The sequence below is a fragment of the Arthrobacter sp. zg-Y750 genome (assembly GCF_020907365.1).
In the GTDB taxonomy this organism is placed as follows: Bacteria; Actinomycetota; Actinomycetes; order Actinomycetales; family Micrococcaceae; genus Arthrobacter_B.
Map to the genome: position 1 here is coordinate 27987 of NZ_JAJJOC010000008.1, position 23079 is coordinate 51065.

The following is a 23079-nucleotide window of genomic DNA, read 5'->3' on the forward strand; positions in this document are numbered from 1 at the left end:
CTGCCCGCACCGGGTCACCATAGACGGCTGCTGGCCAGCCGCGCACCTTCGCCGAGGGCTTCGAGCTTGGCCGCCGCGATCTGCGGGTGCACGCGGCCGCCCAGCCCGCAGTCCGTAGACGCAATCACGTTTTCGCGGCCGACCAGCCGGGCGAAGCGCTCAATCCGGTCCGCCACCAACTCCGGATGCTCCACTACGTTCGTTGCATGGGAGACGACGCCGGGAATGATCACCTTGCCGTCCGGCAGCTTGGTGTCTTCCCAGACCCGCCATTCGTGCTCGTGCCGTACGTTGCCGGCTTCGAAGCTGTAACCGCCGGCGTTGATCTTCAGCAGGGTGTCCGCCAGGTGCCGGAACTCGATGTCCGTCGTGTGCGGTCCGTGCCAGGAGCCCCAGCACAGGTGGAAGCGGATCTGCTCCTCGGGAAGGCCGCGCAGTGCGTAATTCAGGGCCTCAACCCGGATTTCGGTGAAGCGCAGGTAGTCCTCGACGGACGGCTCGGGATTGATCTGGTCCCAGTTCTCCGCAATGGACGGATCGTCGATCTGCACAATCAGGCCGGCGTCGATAATCGCCTTGTATTCCTCCCGCATCGCGTCCGCGCAGGCGTAGATGAACTCCTCCTCGGTGGCGTAGTACTCGTTGGCGATGCGTGAACAGGAACCGGGGGAAAGCGAGGCGAGGAAACCTTCCTCCAGCCCCGCCGCCGCCAGCCCTGACTTGAGGTTGCGGATGTCGCCGGCAACGGCGTCGTACCCGGTGTATTCCACCTTGCCGGTGACCTTCGGGAAGACCTTCTGGGCGCCGGTGGTGATGCTCGACGACGGGTCGGTGTAGGCCTCGCGGAAGCGCCCCCGGTCGCGGCGGTCACCGAAGCTGGTGAGGACCGGTTTTCCCGGCTCGGAACGGACGGGCTCCATCTCCCAGATGCCGGTCTCCGCCACGGTCAGGCCGCTGAGCCGGGCAAAGGAATAGGACCACCAGGCCCCGTAGTCCACCTCGGCGGACATTGAATGCCCGTACTCGCCGTCGTTGGGGATGTCGATGCCGGCCCGCTGCTGGCGCAGCACCAGGTCGGCGACGGCGTCGCTGAGCAGTTCGGCATAGCCCCCGGTGTCGGAGGGGTCCGCGTCCCGAGCCGCGTTGGCCGCGAGGAGTTCGGGGGTGCGGGGCAGGGAACCGGCATGGGTGGCCAGGATACGGTCGGTGCTTTTGCGCATGGAAATAATCCTTGGGATTCACGTGCTCTTGCCTGCACCGGATGCCTGGAAAAGGCGGTGCAGGCCGCTTCGTCATCCGAACCACCCGCGAAGCATGGGGTTGGTGCACGGCCAAGTCGGAGCTTGGCGGCCGTGTCTCCTGAAGCTGGTGCCCATCCTAACCACGACGCCGGGCGCAGGCCAAGCATGTGACGGCAGGCAAAAAGAACGGCGGCCCCGGGGTTGCCCGGTGCCGCCGTCCTGGTGGAACTGAAACTGTTGTGCCGGTTAGCGCACGCCGCTCATCAGCTTCTTGATGGCCGGGGTCGCCGCTGCCAGGGCGATGCCCAGGACAATGGCGGTTCCGCCGCTGAACAGGAAGTAGCTGACCTCGGTTTCGGGGTCGTAGAACTGTGCCAGCCAGCCGGCCAGCGTGGTGCCCAGGGAGACCGAAAGGAAGAACAGCGCCACCATCTGGGTCCGGAAAATTTCCGGCGCCAGCTTGGTTGCCACGGACAGGCCGATCGGGGAGATAAACAGCTCAGCGAAGGTGAACAGCAGCAGGATGCCGACAATTGCCAGCAGCGGGGTGCTGTTGGGGCCGCCGCCGGAGAACGGGATGAAGGCCAGGAAGGCCAGGCCCATTACGGCAAGTCCCAGGGAGAACTTCAGCGGCGAGGACGGCTGCCGGTCGCCCAGCTTGGTCCAGACCGCGGCGAAGACGGCCGCGAAGATGATGATGAAGATCGGGTTGATGGACTGCACCCAGGCCGCCGGCATGGTGAAGCCGAAGATGGACCGGTCCAGCGAGGTGTCCGCGTACAGCGCCACCACGGTGAACTGCTGCTGGAACAGGGCCCAGAAAGCGGCGCTGGCGATGAACAGCGGCATGAAGGAGTACACGCGGCGGCGTTCGACGGCGCCCACCTTCGGGCTGCGCAGGATGATCACGAAGTATGCGATCGAGGCAAGGATGGCCACGGTCGCCATGACCACTGCGAGGTTCTCCGCCTTGAGCAGGCCGAAGACCACGGCCAGGGCAACGATGACCACAACGCCGGCGGCAACGCCGCCCATGGTGGCGTACTTGCGGCGCGGCAGCGGGTTGGTCACCTGGTGGGCAGCCTCGGGCAGGTACTTGCGGGTCAGGCCGTACTGGACGAGGCCGATGGCCATGCCAATGGCAGCCAGGCCGAAGCCGTAGTGGAAGCCGAGCTTCACCTGGAGCAGGCCGGTGAGGAGGGGGCCGACCAGGGCGCCGAGGTTGATGCCCATGTAGAAGAGGGAGAAACCAGCGTCGCGCCGTTCATCCTTTTCGTCGTACAGGGTCCCCACCAGCGAAGTGGCGTTGGCTTTGACGCCGCCGGAACCCAGGGCAATCAGGATCAGGCCGGCGGCCAGCCCCACTGCGCCCGGGAGCACGGCCAGCGAAATGTGGCCGAGCACAACAATCGCGGCGGAGTAGAAGAGCACGCGTTCGGATCCGAGGACCCGGTCCGCAAGCCACGCACCAATGATGGTGGACAGGTACACACCACCGCCGTATGCGCCCACCAGTGAGGTGGCGATGGCTTTATCGATGCCAAGGCCGCCCTCGGTGACGCTGTAGTACATGTAGTACAGCAGGATGCCCTGCATGCCGTAGAACGAGAAGCGTTCCCACAACTCGACACTGAAAAGATTGGCCAACATCCGGGGATGGCCGAAGAAGGTTTTACGCGCTTCTTGGACGCCTGGGTTACTGGGGGTATGGCTCACGGATTAATGGTCCCACTCCCCGCGGGGGTAAGCGCCGGGAAAACCGGCGTATTCCGCCCCGAACCGGGCAGGTTTCCCTTAACCATGTGCTGAAGGTCACCCGTTTGCAGGTCGATTTCCGCGAGATTACGTGCAATAGGGCCCCCGTTACGCCCGGATTTTGCGCAAACCCGGGGCGCTGCCTACAAGCAGCCGGAATTCCGGGGGAGTGTGCAGGGTTGCCACCGGTATGCCCACCCGCGTCCCCCTCTCGATCCTTGACCGCGCCAACTCACGGCTGGGCTTTTCCGAGGCCCATGCCCTGCAGGCAGTCCTCGAGCGTGCCGAAGCTGCTGAAGCGCTGGGGTACCGGCGCTTCTGGGTGGCCGAACACCATGCCGTGGCCGGTATTGCCGGTTCAGCACCGGCGGTGCTGATGGCCGCCCTTGCCGCCCGGACCAGCAGCATCCGCATCGGTTCCGGCGGCATCATGCTGCCCAACCATCCGCCGCTGCTGGTCGCCGAGCAGGCCGCCACCCTGTCCGCCCTCTACCCGGACCGCATTGACCTGGGGCTGGGCCGTTCGGTGGGTTTCACGCAGGCGGTGCGGCGGGCACTAAAGGCAGGAAAGGCTGAGGCCGAACGGTTCGAAGCGGACCTGGCGGAACTGCTGGCCTACCTCGACGGCACGGCACCGATCACGGCGCGGCCGCGGGACTCCGGCCAAACCCCGGTTTTTGTGCTGGCCACCGGAGCCGGTGCCGATATCGCTGCGCGTGCGGGCCTGGGCCTGGTCTTCGGCGGGCCGGGCCTGTTCCGAAACAACCCCGGGCAGGTGCTGGAACGGTACCGGACATCCTTCCGACCCTCGGACCGGTTCCCGCGCCCCTACGTGCTGGCCGCGGTGAACGTGGCGGTTGCCGGCACGGAAAGGGCAGCCGCTGAACTGCTCCTCCCCGAGGCCGCGGCCCTGGCCGATTCACGTACCAAGGGTGTGTTCCCCGCCCTGGCCGGGAGCGGCAGCGCTGCGGAAGGCCCGGAACGCCGGCAGGAACTTATCCGGGAATCACTGGCCAATTCCATCCACGGCACCCCGGACCAGGTCCGCGAGAAGCTGGGTGGGCTCGTGGCCGCAACCGGTGCCGATGAACTCCTGGCCACCGGGGGAGCCTATGACCTCGCGGGCCAACGGGAGTCCGACCGGCTGCTCGCCGGCCTGTTCACGGATTAGCGGCCCCGCCTGGATGGGGAACCGGGGTCAGTAGCCAAGCTGCGCGGCGACGGCGAGCAGGTCGGCTTCGGCCCCCGGACGGCCGATGAGCTGGATACCCATCGGCAGTCCGGCCTCCGTGTTGTACACGGGGACGGAGATGGCGGGAAGTCCGCACACATTAACCATGGACGTGAACGGCGAGTAGAGGCACTGCCGTACATAGTCTTCCTCCCCGCCGCCGTCCGTGTACCAGCCGATGGGCCGCGGCGTCATGCCCAGGGACGGCGTGAGGATCATGTCATAGGCACCGAACTGCCGGATGGTGTCAGTTTCGAAGGTGCGCAGGATGTCAATGGCCGTGACCAGGTCCGCAGCGCTTCGGCCCAGTGCCCGCTGCCGCTTGGACGCTGCAATGCCGGTGAGTTCCGATTCGGCCCCCGGCTCCAGCACAGCCGTAGCCAGGAACGCCGTCCACACCGCCTCGAACGCATCCGGATACCGTTCGTCGTAGCGCAGGTCCGTGTCCACCAAGTCGTGGCCTGCCGCAGTTAGCGCGGCCGACCCGGCGTCGAGCGCCTGAAGCGCCTCGGGATCAAGGCGGATCTCCAGCCTGGACTCGAAAGGTGAGAGGGTGCTGACGCCTATCCGGAATGTGCCTTCGGCCCGCTGCGCAGCGGCCAGGAAGCCGTCCGTGGACGGCGGTGCGCTGGTGGCGCGGTGGTTCGGCCCGGCAACCATGGCGTCCAGCAGCAGTCCGGCGTCGGCCGCGGTTCGGGCCAGTGGACCGGCCACCACAAACTGGCCCAAATCCTGCTGGGCGGAGCCGGAGGGGACCCTGCCGCGGTTGGGCTTAAGCCCTACCAGCCCGGTGGCGGCGGCGGGGATGCGTACCGAACCGCCGCCGTCGGTGCCCGGTGCGAAGGGAATCAGCCCGGCAGCTACGGCCGCTGCGCTGCCACCGGAGGATCCGCCGGGGCTCAACCGCAGATCCCGCGGGTTCCGCGCCGGCGGGCCCACCAGGTTTTCGCTGTAGCTGCTCAGCCCGAATTCCGGCACCTGGGTTTTGCCGAGGCTGATGGCTCCGGCCCGGCGCAGTACGGCCGGGAGCGGGCCGTCGGTGTCCGCCGTCCACGGCTTCAACGCGGCGCTGCCCATGGTGGTACGGACGCCGGCCACATCGGTCAGGTCTTTGTGGGCCAGCGGCATGCCGTGCAGCATGCCCAGCTTTTCTCCCCGGGCGCGCCGCGCATCAGCGGCCCGCGCCTCGGCCACGGCAAGCTCAGGGGTGGGCGTGAGGAAGGCGCCCAGCGCGGGGTTGAGCTCTTCGATCCGCTGCAGGTAGTGGGTGGTCACCTCTTCGGCGCCGAGCCGGCCGGCTGCCAGTTCATCCCGCAGCTCGACGGCGGTCATCTCGTGGGGAGCGGGCAATTTGTACCTCCGGTGCATGGGACCTGGACGTTTATTTCTTCGGGCCGCGTCCCACTATAGGCTGGACAAAACGAACGCCGCGGCCCCGGAAGCCCGGGTGCGGCGGCGGCGCGGAACAACCCGGTTCAACAGTGAGGGCAGCAATGAGTGAGATGCAGAGCGTATCCGTAGACAGCATTCCGGCGGGCGCAAAAATCCTCGATGTGCGGGAGGACTATGAATGGGAGGCCGGTCACGTGGACGGCGCCGTCCATATCCCGCTGGACCAGCTGCCCGAAAGCCTTGACAGCCTGGACCCCGACCAGGATCTGGCCGTTATCTGCCGCACCGGCGGCCGCAGCGCCCGCGCCACTGCGTGGCTGGACGCACAGGGCTACTCGGCCGTTAACGTCAACGGCGGAATGGGCGCCTGGCTGGAAGCGGGCAAGCCCATGGTTTCGGACAATGGCCAGGAGCCGACCGTTCGATGACGCACACGGCGCACGCCCAAGCTGCTCCGCACCATTCCGGCCCGTCGGGCGAGACCGTGGTGTACACCTATCTCGGCCCGGAAGGAACGTTCACGGAAGCGGCCCTGCTGCAGGTGCCCGGCGCGAAGGATGCCGTCCGTGTTCCGTCCGCCAGCGTGAACACCGCATTGGAAATGGTCCGCTCCGGTCAGGCCAATGCCGCCGTGGTTCCGATCGAGAACTCGGTGGAGGGCGGCGTCAGCGCCACCCTCGATGCGCTTTCGGCCGGCGCCACTCTGCGGATCCTGCGCGAAATCCTGGTACCTATTACCTTTGTGCTGGCAGCCCGGCCGGGAGTGGCGCTTGAGGATGTCCGCACGGTGTCTACCCACTCGCATGCCTGGGCCCAGTGCCGCGAATGGGCCGCGGCGAATATTCCCGAAGCGGAATATCTCCCTGCGTCCTCCACTGCCGCAGCCGCCGTGGAACTTAGCGGTGCAGAGCCCTCCTTCGACGCTGCTATCTGCGCGCCGCTGGTCGCCGAACGGCTGGGGCTGACGGTGCTGCGGGAAGACATCGGAGACGTGCGCGACGCCGTGACCCGGTTCGTGATGATCAGCCAGCCTGGCCTGCTGCCCGAACCCACCGGATCGGACAAGACCACCCTGGTGATCCCGCTGCCGGAGGACCACCCGGGTGCCCTGATGGAAATCCTTGAGCAGTTCTCCACCCGCGGGGTAAACCTGAGCCGGATCGAGTCCCGCCCCACCGGCATGTTCCTCGGCGACTACTTCTTCAGCATTGACGCCGACGGACACGTGGCCGATGCCCGGATGGCGGATGCGTTGAAGGGCCTGCACCGGATCAGCCCGGAAATGCGTTTCCTGGGCTCCTACCCCCGGGCGGACCGCCGGGAGCCCGAGGTCTCCCGGCACACCAGCGACGAAGCTTTCCGGGACGCGGATATTTGGCTCGAATCCCTGCTGAACGGATACTAGGGCTGGAAGCATGCCGCGGCCGGACCGGCTGCGGCGCCGGGTGAAAGGGAAGCACCATGGCTCGACTGAGGCGCAGCAACTGCGAGCATCCCGGCTACTCCCGGCGGCGCTGGGGAAAAGGCTTCAGCTACCGGGACATCCGCGGCGGGGTGATCACTGACCGGCAGGTGCTGGCACGCATCCGTTCGCTGGCGATCCCGCCGGCGTGGACCAGCGTCTGGATCAGCCCCTACGCCAACGGCCACATCCAGGCCACCGGCACGGACGGGGCCGGGCGGAAGCAGTACATCTATCATCCGCACTGGCGGGAAATGAAGGACCGGGAAAAGTTCGACCGCGCCTTGGCCTTTGCGCAGTCCCTTCCGCCGGCCCGCCGCCTGATTACCAAGCATTTGCGTGCCGAAGGGGTGGGTCCCGAACGTGCCCTCGCCGCCGCGCTGCGCATTGTCGACGCCGGTGCCCTGCGGGTGGGCGGCACCCGGTATGCCGAGGCCAACGGTTCCTACGGCACGACCACCCTGCGCATTGAGCACGTGAATCTGGCCGGCACCGAGGTCCGCTTCGATTTCCCGGGCAAGAGCGGCCAGGAATGGCACACGTCCATCAATGACGAGGACCTCGCCGCAGCGCTGGAGCCCATGCTCGAACGGCCCGGCGCCGACACGGCCCTGGCCTACATCGGCTCGGACGGCAGCTGGCACAGTGTGGACGCCGCAGCGCTGAACGCTTTCCTGAAGGAAGTAACCGGCGGGGATTTCAGCGCCAAGGACTTCCGCACCTGGCAGGCCACGGTAGTTGCTGCAATGTCCCTGGCCCGGCTCGCGCCCGAAGCCGTCACTAAACGGGCCAAGCTGAAGGCCGTGGCGGCAACCGCCCGGGACGTCGCGGACCACCTGGGCAACACGCCGGCTATCGCCCGCAAGTCCTACATTGATCCCCGCGTGGTGGACCGGTTCTTTGACGGCGACGTCATCCCGGTTACCGGGTTTTCGGCGTCGGAGACCGCGGTGCGCCTGATGCTCGAGGACTAACCGGGTTTCCGCGGCGCCCGGCAATAAGTATGCTGATGGAAGGCGCGCGCAGTATTGGCGCACTGGACAACCACCCCAAGAAGGAAGGTGCCGGCATGAGCGAGTACCCCAATGAAGAAGAACAGCTCAAGGACCCGAAGCCCAGCGGTGTTTCCACCAATGATGACAACTACCGCGGCGATGTCGGCGACCAGGGCAACGACATCCGCTTTGCCGAGGAAGAGGCACTGATCCGGGAACAGTCCTCCGGATCCTCCCTGCCTAAGGAAGAAGGCGAGTACACCGACGCCGACGGCGCCCGGACGGACCGCAACCGCGAAGGCGGCTACACCGATTCCGAGGGAACCCAGGACGGGAAGTAGTCCGTCCCGGTTCCGCCGCCGGCATCAACTCCGGTAACAACGGGGCCGCATCCGAAAGGGTGCGGCCCCGTTGCATATTCCCTGGCTAGGCCGTTGCGGCGGCGTTGCTGCGGTTCTTCGGTACAGGCAGCGCGGGGGCCTGCGGTACCCGCACGAGCAAGGCCCCGGGATCCACCTGGACGGTGATGGACGTGGCAGCCCCGGTCAGGTCCCCGTCGAGCTGGGTCTGCGTGGGTTCGGCCACCGACACGGTCACTTTCCGGGCCCGGTGGTGGTGGATGACCGGCAGGTCCTTGGGGTAGCGCGTCATCACCTTGCCGGCCACCCAGGCCCAGCCCAGGACGCTGCGCGGACTCATGATGATGATGTCCAGCAACCCGTCATCCACCACGGCATCCGGGATGAAGTCGATTCCAGCAGGCAGCCGTCCGGTATTGGCCACCAGCACGCTGTGCACTTTCTGCGAATGGACCGGGGCGTCGTCAATGCTGATGTTCATGCGGGTGCGGCGCCCCGGCAGCAGGCGCACACCGGCTTCGCTGTAGGCCAGCCAGCCGACCCGCTTTTTCAGCTCGTCGCGCGTCGCGGCAATGACTTCGGCATCCAAGCCGATGCCGCCCATCACCAGGAAAGCGTTGCGGGAGGCCGTTCCGGCGGTTGAATCCTCCAGTTGGATGGTGGCCATGTCGATCCGGCGGGTATCCCCGTGCAGTGCGTTGCGGACATTGCCCGTCAGGTCGGCCACCGAAATGTCGAGGTTCCGCGCCAGCAGGTTGCCGGTGCCCAGCGGCACCAGCCCCAGCGAGGCGTTGGAATGCGCCGCGGCCCGGGAGACCTCGCGGATGGTACCGTCCCCGCCTGCCGCCACAACGACATCGGCACCGGCTTCCAGTGCCCGCACCGCCTGCAGGTAGCCGGGAGAATCCACGGTGGTCTCCAGGATCAGGGGAGCGTCCCAGCCGGCCAGCTCGCAGGCCGCTTCCAGCAGTGCCCGGGCCTCGTCTGCCTGCGCCTTGATCGGGTTAATGACCATCGCCACCCGCTGGTGGGCTGCCCCGCGCGGGGCGAAGACGGCCGCCTCGGCCGCAAGCCGCCGTCGGCTTCGCTTTGCAAGGATGGCCCAGGTTGCCGCGGAGGCCAGCAGGGCCGCGAACAGCACAAGGAGGAGGGTAATTTCTACGGGCATGATGCTTCCCAGAATAGTCCCCGCCCGGCGAACCAAAGGCCCGGCCGCTTTTCGGTACTCTTGAGACGTGATCGATGTAAATGAGCTCCGCGAAAACCCCGAAAAATTCCGAGCCTCGCAGCGCGCCCGGCTGGCCGACGAGAGCATTGTGGACGCGATCATTTCCGCCGACACTGCCCGCCGTGACGCCCGGACCCGCTACGAAACCCTGCGCGCCGAGCAGAACGCCTTCGGCAAGCGCGTGGCGCAGGCCAAGGGCGAGGAAAAGCAGGCCCTGCTGGCCGAGGTGAAGGAACTGGCCGCAGCCGTCAAGGCTGCCGGCGCCGAAGCCGACACCATCCAGGCCGAATCCGATGCCCTCCTGCGCCGGATCCCGAACCTGGTGTCCGACGGCGTTCCCACCGGCGGCGAAGACGACTTCGAGGTTGTCAAGATGGTCGGCACGCCGCGGAACTTCGAGGCCGAGGGTTTTGCGCCCCGCGACCACCTGGAACTGGGCGAGATGCTGGGCGCCATCGACATGGAGCGCGGCGCCAAGGTCTCCGGCTCCCGCTTCTACTTCCTGCGCGGCGTCGGAGCGCGCCTGGAACTGGCCCTGCTGAACATGGCCATGGACCAGGCCGTGAAGGCCGGCTTCGTTCCCATGATCACCCCCACCCTGGTCCGCCCGGAAACCATGCAGGGCACCGGCTTCGACGTGGCCCACGACGCCGAGATCTACCGCCTGGCTGAAGACGACCTGTACCTGGTGGGCACGTCCGAGGTGCCGCTGGCCGGCTACCACGCCGATGAAATCCTTGAGCTCGACGGCGGCCCTGTCCGTTACGCCGGCTGGTCCTCCTGCTACCGCCGGGAAGCCGGCTCGCACGGCAAGGACACCCGCGGCATTATCCGCGTCCACCAGTTCAACAAAGTGGAAATGTTCGTCTACACCCGCCCCGAGGATGCTGCTGAAGAGCACAAGCGGCTGCTCGCCTGGGAAGAGGAAATGCTGGCCAAGGTGGAACTGCCGTACCGGGTCATCGACACGGCCGCGGGTGATCTGGGCATGTCCGCCGCCCGGAAGTTCGACTGCGAAGCCTGGGTTCCCACCCAGAACGCGTACCGCGAGCTGACCTCAACCTCCAACTGCACCACGTTCCAGGCCCGGCGCCTGAACATCCGCGAACGCCAGGCCGAAGGCAAGGGAACCCGCGCCGTCGCTACCCTGAACGGAACGCTGGCCACCACCCGCTGGATTGTGGCCATCCTGGAGCACCACCAGAACCCGGACGGCTCCGTCAACGTGCCGGCTGCGCTGCAGCCCTACCTTGGCGGCTTGGAAGTCCTGCCGGTTCTGTAAGGGGTCTTCTGTGCGGCCTGAGAACCGCGCGTGGTCTGCGTCCTAGCCGCCTTTGCCCGGAATCTGCTTAGATAAAACGATGACAACTCTGAGTACTGCTGGCATCGAAGACCAGCAAATTCCTGACAAAAGACACCTTGTTGCACTGGACGTTGACGGGACCCTCGTGGACCACGACGGACACATGTCCCCGGGCGTGCGCCGTGCCGCGCGGGACGCCATCGCCGCCGGGCACCACTTGGTCATTGCCACCGGACGGTCCTACGGGGCGGCCCTGCCCATCCTTGAGCTGCTCGGACTGACCGAGGGCTACTGCGTCTGCTCCAACGGCGCTGTGACCCTGCGCCTGGATCCGGCGCTGGAGGACGGCTACGAAGTGGTGGACCGCGTGGTGTTCGATCCGAAACCTGCGCTGGCCGCGCTGCGCGACAAACTCCCCACGGCCAAGTTCGCCCTGGAAGATGCGGAGGGGCGTTTCCTGTCCACTGAACGCTTCCAGGACGCGAGTTTCGGGGCCGAAGCCCACGCCGTGGATTTCGAGTCCCTGCTGGATGCCCGCGCTGTGCGCGTGGTGGTTTTCAGCACCGACAGCACGGCGGAGCAGTTTGGCTCCGCAGTGGCTTCAATCGGCTTGCACGGGGTGACGTATTCCGTGGGCTGGACGGCATGGCTGGATATCGCCGCCGCCGGTGTTACCAAGGCCAGCGCGCTGGAGCAGGTCCGCTCCCGGCTTGAGGTGGATCCCGCCCTGACCGTTGCCCTTGGCGACGGGCGGAATGACATTGAGATGCTGGGCTGGGCCGGGCGCGGGGTCGCCATGGGCCAGGCGCCGGACGAAGTGCTCGCTGTGGCTGCCGAGGTAACCGGAACGGTTTACGAAGACGGCGCCGCGAGCGTGCTCAACAGTGTGCTGGAACGCGGCGTCTAGTCCGCTCAGGCACGGTAGGGCAGCACGGCCGGCGGCAGCGACGCCGGGCCGTAGGCCAGTCCCAGCAACCGGGCGGCCGCGGGGCGCGTGGCCCATTCCTCGTTCCAATGCGAGCGGACCACCGCCTTGCTCACCGCCTGGGCGGTGATGCCCAGTTCCTGGGCCACGAATTTCTGCTGCCCGCGGGCGCCGGGGGTCATCAGGTCCAGTACCTTCCATTCCGCTTCGGTCCGTGCCGCCACGATCAGGCCCAGCAGCCGGAGCACCGCTTCGGCTTCTGCGGCCAGTTCCGCGTCCGGTCCCTCGACGGCCAGCGGAACCCGGTCGCCGCTGCGCTGGGCCCGTTCTACGGCGCGCCGGGCATAAACCAGTCCGTAGCCGCGGGCGTCCGTGAGGTCGGCGGGCAATGGAACATGCAGTTCCCCGACGCCGATGCCCACGTGCCAGCGGCGTTCCCTAACTGCGGACAGCGCGGCAGCCACCGCCGCGGACGCGTCGTTCAGCACACCGGAAGCCTCGTCGCCCACTGTGCGCTGGAAGGGGAGGGCCGCCGGCAGGTGCCGCAGTGAGCGGATCAGCTGCGGGACCAGGTCCCCTGCCTCGCGGGAGTCCCGCTGGTTGATGGTCAGCACAAAATGCATGGCATCAGCATCGCAGACCCCGTGCACAAACAACCGAATGCGGTTGCGGCGCGCCCGAGCCGTGCCGCTGTCTGCCGGACTTCCCACGCTTCGTTACAGATGGGGCTGGCGGGGTCCCATCAGCCCCATGCGTACCGGAGGCTGGGAAGCCTGGTTCCTGCAGCCCGGCCCGGAGGAACCGGACGCGGGTAGAGTCTGCCGCATGACCAGCACCCCGCCGGAGCACACCGGACCGAACCGCCCTGGACCGAACCGCCCTGGATCGAACCGCTCCCCGCTGCTGCCCCTGCTGTTTGCCTGCGGGGTCATCCTGTTGGGCCTCTGGGCGGCGTGGTTGACTTCGAGCTGGGTGGTCCTTGCGGTTGCGGTTGCCGTGGCCCTTTTCCCTGCACGGACCCACGCCTCGGATGTGCGTGCCTGGGCCCGGCGGCAGGACCGCCGGGGGTAAGGCCTCTTTCGGGGATCCGCTGCCAAACATCTGCTGCCCGTTCCATGCGGCAGCAGACACCGGAGGCGGCAGCAGAAGCCGGGTTAAACGCCGACGGCGGCCGCCCCCCGAAAGGGAACAGCCGCCGTCGTACCGGCCGGGCCGGTGGAAGGAAACGCTAGTTGTTGACCGGGTTGGCGTCGACGTCGCGGCCCTGGGACTGGTCCTCTTCGTGGCCTTCGCCAAGCGCCTTGAAGCGGGCGAGGGAAGCCTCAACCTCAGCTTCGGCTGCTTCGCGGCCGGCCCAGTCAGCGGCTTCAACCCACTTGCCGGGCTCCAGGTCCTTGTACTTGGTGAAGAAGTGCTTGATTTCGTCCAGCAGGAAGTCGGACACGTCGGAGAGGTCCTGGATGTGGTCGAAGCGCGGATCCACCGGCACGCAGAGGACCTTGGCGTCTCCGCCGCCGTCATCCACCATATTGAATACACCGATGGGGCGGGATTCCACCAGGACGCCGGGCATCAGGTCGAAGTCCTGCAGCATCACCAGGGCGTCCAGCGGATCGCCGTCTTCACCCAGGGTGTTCTCGAAGAACCCGTAGTGCGTGGGGTAGGCCATGGACGTGAACAGGACCCGGTCCAGGCGCAGGCGGTGGGTTTCGTGGTCAATTTCGTACTTGACCCGGGATCCCTTGGGGATCTCGATGGTTACGTCGAGCTTCATAATTGCGACTCCTCACTGGCGTGGCCCGCGGAGGAACCACTGGAAAGACTTGCTAAAGGATCATGCGCCGACGCGTCCGTGGACGGCCCGCGGGGCGGGGTCAGGGAAGACGCCGGCGTCGGTCTAGTCTTAAAGATATATGTCCTGTGCGCTGAACGGTGCATGGGGGCGGACGGGCCGGGGAAACCGGCGGACGGAAAGAGTCGGTGAGGACATGTCTCGGGTGTTCTCCGGCGCGCTGCTGGCGCTTGCCTTTGCGGTGTTGCTGGTTCCTCTGGCCTGCTATGTCCTGCCTCCCGTTGCCGAGTCCATGGCCGGGTCCGGGGTGGAGCGGGCCGAGGCGGTGCCGGACTACCAGGAGCCGCCGTCGGAGCTCGAAGGCACCGGCCCGGTGTCCGCACCGCGCCCCGAAGACCCGATGCCGGACGCAGTGCGGCTGGGCCAGCTGCTGGACGAGGAGCTGTCCATCGAGGGCAGCGGCAGTTTCCATGCGGTGGTTTCGGATGCGCTGACCGGCACGGTGCTATATGAGCGCGGGGGGAGCACGGGTCTCGCACCGGCGTCGAACCTGAAGGTCCTCACCGCTGCGGCCGCACTGTCCGCCATGGATGCCGACACCCGCTTTGCCACCACCGTGCTGGCCGGGGAAGAGCCCGGCACCGTGGTGCTGCGCGGCGGCGGCGATGTGCTGCTGACGGCCGGGGCCTCCAGCCCGGACACGGTGGCCGGCCGCGCCGGCCTGGCGACCCTGGCGCAGCGGACCGCTGCCGCCCTCACCGCAGACGGCACCGGTTCGCCGGTGCGGGTCCGCGTTGATGACACGCTGTTCACCGGGCCCGCACTGTCCGACGCGTGGGGAGCCGCTGACGTGGAAGCCGGCGAAATTGCCCCCGTCCATGCCCTTGCCGTCAGCTCCGCGTGGGCGGAGGAAGGCACCGGTCCAGGGCCGCGGGTGGACGACGCCGCGCTGGCCGCCGCACAGTCCTACCGGGACGCCCTCGCCGAGGCCCTGGCCCCGGCCGGCATCGACGTGGAACCCGTGGCGGAACGCGGCACCGCCCCCGCCGACGCCGCAGCCCTGGCAGAGGTCCGCTCGGCACCGCTCGCCGAGCAGGTGGATTACATGCTGCTGAACTCCGACAACTACCTGGCCGAAGCACTGGCCCGGCTGACCGCTTCCGCCACCGGCAGGGACGCCTCCTTTGCCGGGGGCATCGAGGCCGTCCAGGCGGAAATAGCCGAACTGGGAGTGGACACTTCGGCCATGGTGCTCGGCGACACCAACGGACTGTCCGCCGAAACCTCCGTTTCGGCGGCCCAGCTGACCTCGCTGATGCGGATCCTGCTGACCACTTCGGATCCGGATCTGCGCTCGGTGGCCGGCGGCCTGCCCGTTGCCGCGCTGAGCGGGACGCTGGCTGGACGCTACGACGAGGCCGCCGACTCCGGTGCCGCCGGTATTGTCCGGGCCAAGACCGGCACCCTGCTGGCCGTCACGGCGCTGAGCGGCTACGCCACTGACGCGGACGGAAGGGTCCTGGTCTTCACCTTCGTGGCCACCGGGCTGGACGGGAACACCATGGCGGCCCGTGATGCCGTGGATGCGGCCGCCGCGGTTCTCGCCGGCTGCGGCTGCCGCTGACCCGCATCAGCTTCCGCCCGCCTGCGGAGGAGGTGTGGACATTGTCCTCATGTGGTCGAATGGACCAATGGAGAGCAACGATCGAAGCCTGGCACCTGACCACAGTCCGTCCACCGAGAAGTCTCCGTCCGCATCCTCCGTTCCGTCCCTGGTGAACTGGGACCTTGCCGCGTCCACCGCAGCAGCCATGGTGGCGCCCGGCCCGAAGATGTCCGCCCGTGAAATCCGCGATGCCGTGGCCGACCTGCGTGCCGCCGCCGACGCATCAGTGGCCCACGTGCACCGGATTACCGGCCTCGAAGCAGCACGGGACCTGCGCGACTCCGACGTGCTGATTGTGGACCGTGCGTCCTGGGCCCGCGCGAACTCGCAGAGTTTCTCCGTGCTGATGGGTCCGGCCCTGGAGCACCTGGCCACCACACGTCCGGAGCAGCTGGAAGCAGCCAATACAGCCCTGGGCGGCACCCTGACCGGCGCGCAGCTCGGTGCTGTCCTGGCTTTCCTTTCGAGCAAGGTCCTGGGCCAGTATGATCCGTTTGCCGCGCTGGGCGGCGTGGGCAAGCCCGGCGGGCGCCTGCTGCTCGTGGCACCGAACATCATCACCCTGGAGCGGGAACTCAACGTAGACCCGGACGACTTCCGGCTGTGGGTCTGCCTGCACGAGCAGACCCACCGGGTTCAGTTTGCCGCTGCCCCCTGGCTGCGCGAACACATGCTGGAGCAGATCAGCCAGCTTTCCAACGGCATGATGGACAAGGCGGAAACCCTCTCCGAACGCCTGGGCACCGCAGTCAAGGCCCTGACTGCCCGCAAGGACGGAAAGGACGGCAACGACGGCGACGGCGTGCCGCAGAAGCCGGCGGACCTGCTGTCCCTGCTGCAGGACCCGGAGGACAAGGAACGGCTATCGCACCTGACCGCGGTGATGTCCCTGCTGGAGGGCCATGCCAACGTTGTGATGGACGCCGTCGACTCGAGCATTGTGCCCAGCGTCAAGACCATCCGGCAGCGGTTCAACAACCGCGGTGCCAAGCGCGGCTGGATCGACCGGTTCCTCCGCCAGGTCCTGGGCCTGGACGCCAAGATGCGCCAGTACAGCGACGGCGCCCGCTTTGTCCGCGCCGTCACCGACCAGGTGGGCATGGAGGGCTTCAACCGGGTATGGGAACGCGCAGAAAACCTGCCGTCCGAGGCGGAAATTCACTCGGCCGACCTTTGGATCACTCGGATGGGACTGTAACCGAACGTGCTGGAAGAGAATAAAACCGGAAACCTGTCCGGCATGTCCCAGCGTGCCCCGAGGGTCCGCAAGCGGCTCCTGCCCACCCTGGGCAACGCCCGGAACGCGGTCCGTGATGCACTGCGCGACGCCGGCCTGGCCCCGGGCGGGGAGCGCCCGCCGCTGATCCTGGTCGCCTGCAGCGGCGGACCCGATTCCCTGGCACTGGCCGAAGCCGCCTCCTTCTTCGCCCGGCGCGGGGACTACCGCGTGGGCGCCGTCGTTGTGGACCACGGACTGCAGGAAGGCAGCGCCGAGGTGGCAGCGCAGGCCCGCGGCAAGCTCGAGCGGATGGGGCTGGACCCCGTGCTGGTCCGCCGGGTTACCGTGCCCGCCTCCGGGATGGGACCGGAAGCGGCCGCCCGTACGGTCCGGTACGCCGCCCTGGATGCCGCCGCAGCCGAGCTGGGCGCCTCCGCCGTCCTGCTGGGGCACACGCTGGATGACCAGGCCGAGCAGGTGCTGCTGGGGCTGATGCGGGGCTCCGGCACCCGTTCCCTGGCCGGGATGCCCGCGGTGCGCGGCATCTACCTGCGGCCCTTCCTGGGGCTGCGCCGGGAACAGACCCTGGAAATCTGCGCGCACACCGGGCTGGACCCGTGGCAGGATCCCAGCAACAGCGACCCGGCCTACGCCCGGTCGCGGGTACGCACCGAGGTGCTGCCGTTCCTGGAGGAGAAACTCGGGCCCGGCATCGCCGAGGCGCTGTTCCGTTCCTCACGTATCCTCTCCGCCGACGCCGACTATATGGATGCCGTGGCTGCGCGTACCTTCGAGGAACTGCGGGCCGCTCCGCCGGCCGGCGAGGGTGCCGGAGCCGAAGAGCTGCTGCTGCCCGAAGCACAGCTTCGCGGGCTCGCTCCTGCCGTGCGGCAGCGCGTCCTGGCGCTCGCCGCGCTCGCCCTGGGCGGTGCGCAGCCCAGCTATGAGCGGCTCGCCGCCGTGGAGTCGCTGCTGCGCCGGACCGGCTCGGCCGGGCCCGTGCAGCTGGTGGGCAAAGTCAGTGTGTACCGCCAGCCCCGCTCTACATCGGTTCACCACGGCACCGCAAGCTATGGCAATCTTGTTTTTAGGAAAAAGAGCAGCACCTAACATCCAAAGCTGCAACACTGCGCACCCGGGAGTCATTCGTGGATTCACACGACGTCCAGTCAGACCTCAAGCACGTTCTCTACACCAAGGAACAGATCCAAACCCGGATCACGGAACTGGCGGCCGAAATTGACCGCGACTACGCCGGCCGCGACGTCCTCCTTGTGGGTGTCCTCAAGGGCGCCGTCATGGTGATGGCCGATCTCTCCCGGGCCCTGCACAGCCACGTCACCATGGACTGGATGGCAGTGTCCTCGTACGGCTCCGGCACCCAGTCCTCCGGCGTCGTCCGCATTCTCAAGGACCTGGAAACGGACCTGCTGGGCAAGCACGTGCTCATTGTCGAAGACATCATCGACTCCGGCCTCACGCTGTCCTGGCTGCGCACGAACCTGGAATCCCGCGGCCCGGCCAGCGTGGAAATCTGCACCCTGCTGCGCAAGCCGGACGCTGCGAAGGTGGAAATCGACGTCAAGTACGTCGGCTACGAAATCCCCAACGAATTCGTGGTGGGCTTCGGCCTGGACTTTGCCGAGCGCTACCGCAACCTGGACTTCATCGGCACGCTGGCACCGCACGTCTACGAGTAAACGCCGGACTCCCCGTCCCGCGGCCTCGCAAAAGCGATGACCGTCACGGAAATACCGCTACGCCCACAGGGAACTAAACCCCGCCTTGGACCGTGTTCTTCTGGGGGACGGTGTATAGCTAGTAGGTAAATTCCGCGCAAAGCAGCGTTGTTGATCAGGAGGGACGGGGCACAAGCCCTGACGACGAATGAAATCCAAGAACTTCTTCAAGGGTCCGCTGATATGGATCGTGCTGGCCTTGGCCGCTCTTTTGATCATCCTGCCCAGCCTTTCTGCAGGGAACACCAAACAGGTGGATACCAAGGAGGGCCTGGATCTGCTCAGGGGTCCGGACGTGTCCCAGGCCAAGATTTACGACGGCGAGCAGCGGGTCGATCTGACCCTCAAGGACGACGCCGTCAAGGAACAGGGCACCAGCGACGTCCAGTTCTACTTCAGCACTGCGCGCGGCGAGGAAATAGTCCAGGCCGTCAATAATTCCGGTGCGAACTACACGGACCAGCCGGTGCAGACCAACTGGTTCACCAGTTTCCTGGGTCTGTTCCTGCCGTTCATCATTATTGGCCTGATTTTCTGGTTCCTGATGTCCCGCATGCAGGGCGGCGGTTCCCAGGTCATGAAGTTCGGCAAGTCCAAGGCCAAGCTGACCAATAAGGACATGCCGCAGGTGACGTTCGACGACGTCGCCGGTGCCGATGAGGCCGTGGAGGAACTGCACGAAATCAAGGAGTTCCTGCAGGACCCGGGCAAGTTCCAGGCCGTGGGTGCCAAGATTCCCAAGGGCGTGCTGCTGTACGGTCCTCCCGGTACCGGCAAGACCCTGCTGGCACGCGCCGTTGCCGGTGAGGCCGGCGTGCCGTTCTACTCGATTTCCGGCTCCGACTTCGTGGAAATGTTCGTTGGCGTGGGCGCCTCCCGTGTCCGCGATCTTTTTGAGCAGGCGAAGTCCAACTCCCCGGCCATTATCTTCGTGGACGAAATTGACGCCGTCGGCCGCCACCGCGGTGCCGGCGTGGGCGGCGGCAATGACGAACGCGAGCAGACGCTGAACCAGCTGCTGGTGGAAATGGACGGTTTTGACGGCAACACCAACGTCATCCTGATTGCCGCCACCAACCGGCCCGACGTCCTGGACCCGGCCCTGCTGCGCCCGGGCCGTTTCGACCGGCAGATCGGCGTCGAGGCGCCGGACATGCAGGGGCGCCTGCGCATCCTGCAGGTCCACGCCAAGGGCAAGCCCATGGCCGACGGCGTGGATCTGGAGACCGTGGCCCGCAAGACCCCGGGCTTCACCGGCGCGGACCTGGCCAACGTACTCAACGAAGCCGCGCTGCTGACCGCCCGCTCCAACGCGGACCTCATTGACGACCGCGCCCTGGACGAAGCGATCGACCGCGTGGTTGCCGGGCCGCAGAAGCGCAGCCGCGTGATGAAGGAACTGGAACGCAAGATCACCGCGTACCACGAGGGTGGACACGCCCTGGTGGCGGCGGCGCTGCGGAACACGGACCCGGTCACCAAGGTGACCATCCTGCCGCGCGGCCGGGCCCTGGGCTACACCATGGTGCTGCCGCAGGACGACAAGTACTCGGTCACGCGCAACGAACTGCTGGACCAGCTGGCCTACGCGATGGGTGGCCGGGTAGCGGAGGAGATCGTTTTCCACGATCCTTCCACCGGTGCCTCCAACGACATCGAAAAGGCCACCTCCACGGCCCGCAAGATGGTCACCCAGTACGGCATGAGCGAGCGGATCGGCTCCGTCAAGCTGGGTTCCGGCGGCGGCGAACCGTTCCTGGGCCGGGACATGAGCCAGGAACGGAACTACTCCGACCAGGTGGCCTACGTGGTGGATGAAGAAGTCCGGCGCCTGCTGGACAACGCCCATGACGAGGCGTACCAGATCCTCACGGAGAACCGCGACGTGCTGGACCGGCTGGCCCTGGAACTGCTGGAACGCGAGACGCTGAACCAGCAGGAAATCGCCGAGGTCTTCTCCGACGTGCGCAAGCGCGACGTCCGCGAGGTCTGGCTGTCCAAGCCCACCCGCCCGGTGCACAGCATGCCGCCCGTGGTGTCCCCGAAGGAACGGCGCGAAGCCAAGGAGCTCGGCGCTCCGGACCCTGCATCGGTTGCTCCGCAGGACCAGATTGCCGACGCCGACCTGCCGCAGGACTTCGATGTCTCCGGCAACGGCCTGCCGCAGCCCGAAAGCAGCGGCCAGGGCAGCCATTCCGGCCGCGGCGGAAGCTCCGGCAGCTCGGCACCGGAAGCGTAGGCACCGGGAAATACCACAGTGCGGGCGGTCCTTCGGGGCCGCCCGCTTTCGTCTGCCGTCCGCCGGGACGCATGCCCGGGCGCGATAGGATCGACCAGTGACGGATTTCGACGACGAACTACTGCCCGCGGCAGAAGACTCCCCGGTGGACCAGCCCCGCATCGAACGGGCGGTCCGGGAGATACTCATCGCCATCGGGGAGGACCCGGACCGGGACGGACTGAAGGACACCCCCAGCCGGGTGGCGAAGTCCTACACGGAAATCTTCGCCGGGCTGCACGAGAGTCCCTCGGACCTGCTGGCCACCACCTTTGACCTGGACCATGAGGAAATGGTCCTGGTGAAGGACATTGCCTTCTACTCCACGTGCGAGCACCATCTGGTGCCTTTCCACGGCACGGCGCACATTGGCTACATCCCCTCCCACGAGGGCAAGGTGACGGGCCTGTCCAAGCTGGCCCGCCTGGTGGAGGTCTACGCCCGCCGTCCGCAGGTGCAGGAGCGGCTGACTACCCAGATCGTGGACGCACTGATGACTAATCTTTCCCCCCGCGGTGCCATAGTGGTTATTGAATGCGAGCACCTGTGCATGTCGATGCGCGGGGTCCGCAAGCCGGGCGCCAAAACCGTGACTTCGGCGGTGCGCGGCCAGCTGCGCGAGACCGCGACCCGCGCCGAAGCAATGAGCCTGATACTCGGACGATAGGACCACCATGGATTCACTCGCTGCCGCGCCCGGCACCGGACCGGCCACGTCGCCGCTGCCCGTACTGCGCCCCGCCCGTTCGCCGCGGAAGCTGGCGGACCTGCCGACGGACCGCACCCTGGTGATGGGCATCCTGAACGTCACGCCCGATTCCTTCAGCGACGGCGGACAGTTCGCCGATACTGACGCGGCCATCCGCGCCGGACTCAAAATGCACTACGAGGGTGCGGACATCATCGACGTCGGCGGCGAATCCACCAGGCCGGACGCCGTCCGGGTTCCGCCCGAAGAAGAGCAGGCACGCGTGCTGCCCGTGGTTCAGGCCCTGGTCCGGGCCGGCGCCCTGGTCAGCGTTGACACCATGAACGCCTCCACTGCCCAGCAGGCCATCGATGCCGGCGCGGCGATAGTCAATGACGTGTCCGGCACTGAAATCGATTCTGACATGCCCGCACTGGTGGCCCGCACAGGCGTGTCCTATGTGCTGATGCACAGCCGCGGCAGTGTACGCAGCGATGATCCCAATGCCAGCTACGACGACGTCGTCGAGGAAGTGGTCGCTGAACTGGCGAAGGTGCGTGACCGGTTCTATGCCGCAGGGGTAGCCCCCGAGCAGATCATTGTTGACCCCGGGCTGGGCTTCTCCAAGAATGCTGAGCATGACTGGCAGCTGCTGCGCGGCCTCGACCGGCTGGGGTCCCTCGGCCACCGTGTCCTGGTGGGTGCCTCCCGCAAGCGTTTCCTGGGTTCGCTGCTCACATCTTTCGGCAAGGCTGCCCCGCCGCTGGAACGCGACAACGCAACGGCCGCTGTATCCGCCCTGGCCGCCCGCTCCGGCGCCTGGGCGGTGCGCGTGCACAACGTGCCCGCCAATCTGGACGCGGTCAAAGTCGCCGCTGCCTGGAAAGGCTAAGGGATGACCGGCACGGCTCCGGGGCGGCCCGCACTGCGGCAAACACCGGAAACCACGGGTTTGGACCGGATCTCACTGCGCGGGATCACGGCCACCGGCTACCACGGCGTCTTCCCTGAGGAACGGCGTGACGGCCAGCCGTTTGTGGTGGACCTGGTGCTGTTCACCGACCTTGCCCCGGCAGCCCAAAGCGATGACCTGACCAAGACCGCGCATTACGGCGAGGTGGCCGAACTGGTGGTCCAGGTCATTACGGGCGAACCCCTGAACCTCATCGAGGCCCTGGCCGGCCGCATCGCCGGTGCCGTTCTCACGTCCTTCAGTGTCCTCGCAGCAGTGGAAGTCACCGTACACAAACCGAAGGCGCCCATCGCCGTGGAGTTCGGCGACGTCGCTGTCACCATCTACCGGGAGCGCCCATGAGCACCGTGCACGCCATCCTGGCCATGGGCAGCAATTTGGGCGAAAGCCGGGACACCCTTTCCAGCGCCGTCGCCGAGCTGGCCGACCATCCGCAGGTAGTACTGACCGCCGTTTCACCGGTGGTCCGCACCCGCCCGGTGGGCGGGCCCGAGCAGCCGGACTACCTGAACCTGGTGGTGGCGGTGGAAACAGGCCTGGAACCGCACGCCCTGCTGGCACACTGCCAAGCGGTTGAGGCACGCCATCACCGCGAACGGATAGTACGGTGGGGCCCGCGCACGCTCGACGTCGACATCATTGCCTACGGTGACCTGCGCCTTGAGGATGAAGATCTCACCATTCCGCACCCGCGCGCGGCCTCACGCGCTTTTGTCCTGCAGCCCTGGGCCTGGATGGAGCCGGACGCCGTGCTGAACGGGGTGCCGGTGGCCGAACTGGCCGCCAAAGCCGAGGATCTCCCCGGACTGGAAATCTTCGAAGGAGAATGAGCC

At 67.0% G+C, this 23079-nt stretch carries 23 protein-coding genes and 1 riboswitch; of the genes, 17 read left to right on the forward strand and 6 right to left on the reverse strand.

Annotated features, from left to right (window positions below):
* Window positions 1–14: 14 nt before the first annotated feature.
* Both LOC57_RS05605 and LOC57_RS05610 read right to left on the reverse strand, forming a co-directional pair.
* The gene (locus LOC57_RS05605; RefSeq protein ID WP_229958637.1) at window positions 15–1220 is read right to left on the reverse strand and encodes a cobalamin-independent methionine synthase II family protein; all 1206 of its coding nucleotides are present in this window, start codon (window positions 1218–1220) and stop codon (window positions 15–17) included.
* Between the two features lie 19 nt (window positions 1221–1239).
* Window positions 1240–1365, reverse strand: a riboswitch (SAM riboswitch).
* A gap of 122 nt (window positions 1366–1487) precedes the next feature.
* Window positions 1488–2891, reverse strand: coding sequence for a peptide MFS transporter (locus tag LOC57_RS05610; RefSeq protein ID WP_229958754.1), 1404 nt, complete (start codon window positions 2889–2891; stop codon window positions 1488–1490).
* Window positions 2892–3186: 295 nt separating this feature from the next.
* On the opposite strand from LOC57_RS05610, the gene LOC57_RS05615 reads away from it, so the two are divergent.
* Window positions 3187–4167: an MsnO8 family LLM class oxidoreductase gene (locus LOC57_RS05615; RefSeq protein ID WP_229958639.1), complete on the forward strand. Its 981-nt coding sequence runs from the start codon at window positions 3187–3189 to the stop codon at window positions 4165–4167.
* Window positions 4168–4194: 27 nt separating this feature from the next.
* On the opposite strand, the gene LOC57_RS05620 is transcribed toward LOC57_RS05615, so the two are convergent.
* Entirely contained in the window at window positions 4195–5577 is a 1383-nt protein-coding gene (locus tag LOC57_RS05620; protein WP_229958641.1) for an amidase, read from the reverse strand.
* A gap of 143 nt (window positions 5578–5720) precedes the next feature.
* Between LOC57_RS05620 and LOC57_RS05625 the strand changes: the two genes are divergently transcribed.
* From LOC57_RS05625 to LOC57_RS05640, 4 genes are read left to right on the forward strand one after another with little or no spacing between them, the layout of a single operon-like run.
* Window positions 5721–6047, forward strand: coding sequence for a rhodanese-like domain-containing protein (locus LOC57_RS05625; protein WP_227912552.1), 327 nt, complete (start codon window positions 5721–5723; stop codon window positions 6045–6047).
* Window positions 6044–7024, forward strand: a complete 981-nt coding sequence (gene pheA / locus LOC57_RS05630; protein WP_227912551.1) for a prephenate dehydratase — start codon at window positions 6044–6046, stop codon at window positions 7022–7024. The genes LOC57_RS05625 and pheA overlap by 4 nt, the downstream gene beginning before the upstream one ends.
* 56 nt (window positions 7025–7080) lie before the next feature.
* Window positions 7081–8055, forward strand: a complete 975-nt coding sequence (locus LOC57_RS05635; protein WP_227912550.1) for a DNA topoisomerase IB — start codon at window positions 7081–7083, stop codon at window positions 8053–8055.
* Window positions 8056–8090: 35 nt separating this feature from the next.
* A complete protein-coding gene (locus tag LOC57_RS05640) occupies window positions 8091–8417 on the forward strand; it encodes a hypothetical protein (protein WP_227912549.1) in 327 nt (108 codons plus the stop codon).
* Window positions 8418–8502: 85 nt separating this feature from the next.
* Here LOC57_RS05640 and LOC57_RS05645 read toward each other — a convergent pair whose 3' ends face one another.
* Complete coding sequence (locus tag LOC57_RS05645) at window positions 8503–9603, reverse strand: diacylglycerol/lipid kinase family protein (protein ID WP_227912548.1); 1101 nt, start codon at window positions 9601–9603, stop codon at window positions 8503–8505.
* Between the two features lie 67 nt (window positions 9604–9670).
* Between LOC57_RS05645 and serS the strand changes: the two genes are divergently transcribed.
* Both serS and LOC57_RS05655 read left to right on the forward strand, forming a co-directional pair.
* Entirely contained in the window at window positions 9671–10945 is a 1275-nt protein-coding gene (serS, locus tag LOC57_RS05650) for a serine--tRNA ligase (protein ID WP_229958643.1), read from the forward strand.
* A gap of 79 nt (window positions 10946–11024) precedes the next feature.
* Window positions 11025–11873 (forward strand): HAD family hydrolase, encoded by an 849-nt coding sequence (locus LOC57_RS05655; protein WP_227912546.1) that lies wholly within the window; start codon window positions 11025–11027, stop codon window positions 11871–11873.
* A gap of 5 nt (window positions 11874–11878) precedes the next feature.
* Here the strand turns inward: LOC57_RS05655 and LOC57_RS05660 are convergent, their stop codons facing one another.
* Complete coding sequence (locus LOC57_RS05660; protein ID WP_227912545.1) at window positions 11879–12514, reverse strand: hypothetical protein; 636 nt, start codon at window positions 12512–12514, stop codon at window positions 11879–11881.
* A gap of 202 nt (window positions 12515–12716) precedes the next feature.
* On the opposite strand from LOC57_RS05660, the gene LOC57_RS05665 reads away from it, so the two are divergent.
* Complete coding sequence (locus LOC57_RS05665; RefSeq protein ID WP_229958645.1) at window positions 12717–12962, forward strand: hypothetical protein; 246 nt, start codon at window positions 12717–12719, stop codon at window positions 12960–12962.
* A gap of 157 nt (window positions 12963–13119) precedes the next feature.
* On the opposite strand, the gene LOC57_RS05670 is transcribed toward LOC57_RS05665, so the two are convergent.
* On the reverse strand, window positions 13120–13665 hold the full coding sequence (locus LOC57_RS05670) for an inorganic diphosphatase (RefSeq protein WP_227912543.1): 546 nt from the start codon (window positions 13663–13665) through the stop codon (window positions 13120–13122).
* A gap of 214 nt (window positions 13666–13879) precedes the next feature.
* Here LOC57_RS05670 and dacB point away from each other — a divergent pair, with 214 nt between their 5' ends.
* From dacB to folK, 9 genes are all read left to right on the forward strand, one after another.
* The gene (gene dacB / locus LOC57_RS05675; protein ID WP_227912542.1) at window positions 13880–15307 is read left to right on the forward strand and encodes a D-alanyl-D-alanine carboxypeptidase/D-alanyl-D-alanine endopeptidase; all 1428 of its coding nucleotides are present in this window, start codon (window positions 13880–13882) and stop codon (window positions 15305–15307) included.
* A 67-nt stretch (window positions 15308–15374) separates the two neighbouring features.
* A complete protein-coding gene (locus tag LOC57_RS05680) occupies window positions 15375–16547 on the forward strand; it encodes a zinc-dependent metalloprotease (RefSeq protein ID WP_227912541.1) in 1173 nt (390 codons plus the stop codon).
* A 42-nt stretch (window positions 16548–16589) separates the two neighbouring features.
* Complete coding sequence (tilS, locus tag LOC57_RS05685; RefSeq protein WP_227912933.1) at window positions 16590–17678, forward strand: tRNA lysidine(34) synthetase TilS; 1089 nt, start codon at window positions 16590–16592, stop codon at window positions 17676–17678.
* Window positions 17679–17716: 38 nt separating this feature from the next.
* On the forward strand, window positions 17717–18268 hold the full coding sequence (gene hpt / locus LOC57_RS05690; protein WP_227912540.1) for a hypoxanthine phosphoribosyltransferase: 552 nt from the start codon (window positions 17717–17719) through the stop codon (window positions 18266–18268).
* A gap of 187 nt (window positions 18269–18455) precedes the next feature.
* Complete coding sequence (ftsH, locus tag LOC57_RS05695; RefSeq protein WP_227912539.1) at window positions 18456–20546, forward strand: ATP-dependent zinc metalloprotease FtsH; 2091 nt, start codon at window positions 18456–18458, stop codon at window positions 20544–20546.
* Between the two features lie 97 nt (window positions 20547–20643).
* Window positions 20644–21252 carry a GTP cyclohydrolase I FolE gene (folE, locus tag LOC57_RS05700; RefSeq protein WP_227912538.1) on the forward strand — a complete coding sequence of 203 codons (609 nt, stop codon included), beginning with the start codon at window positions 20644–20646 and terminating at the stop codon, window positions 21250–21252.
* Window positions 21253–21259: 7 nt separating this feature from the next.
* Complete coding sequence (folP, locus tag LOC57_RS05705; protein WP_227912537.1) at window positions 21260–22165, forward strand: dihydropteroate synthase; 906 nt, start codon at window positions 21260–21262, stop codon at window positions 22163–22165.
* 3 nt (window positions 22166–22168) lie between these two features.
* The gene (folB, locus tag LOC57_RS05710; RefSeq protein ID WP_227912536.1) at window positions 22169–22588 is read left to right on the forward strand and encodes a dihydroneopterin aldolase; all 420 of its coding nucleotides are present in this window, start codon (window positions 22169–22171) and stop codon (window positions 22586–22588) included.
* A complete protein-coding gene (folK, locus tag LOC57_RS05715) occupies window positions 22585–23076 on the forward strand; it encodes a 2-amino-4-hydroxy-6-hydroxymethyldihydropteridine diphosphokinase (protein WP_227912535.1) in 492 nt (163 codons plus the stop codon). The genes folB and folK overlap by 4 nt, the downstream gene beginning before the upstream one ends.
* Window positions 23077–23079 lie beyond the last annotated feature (3 nt).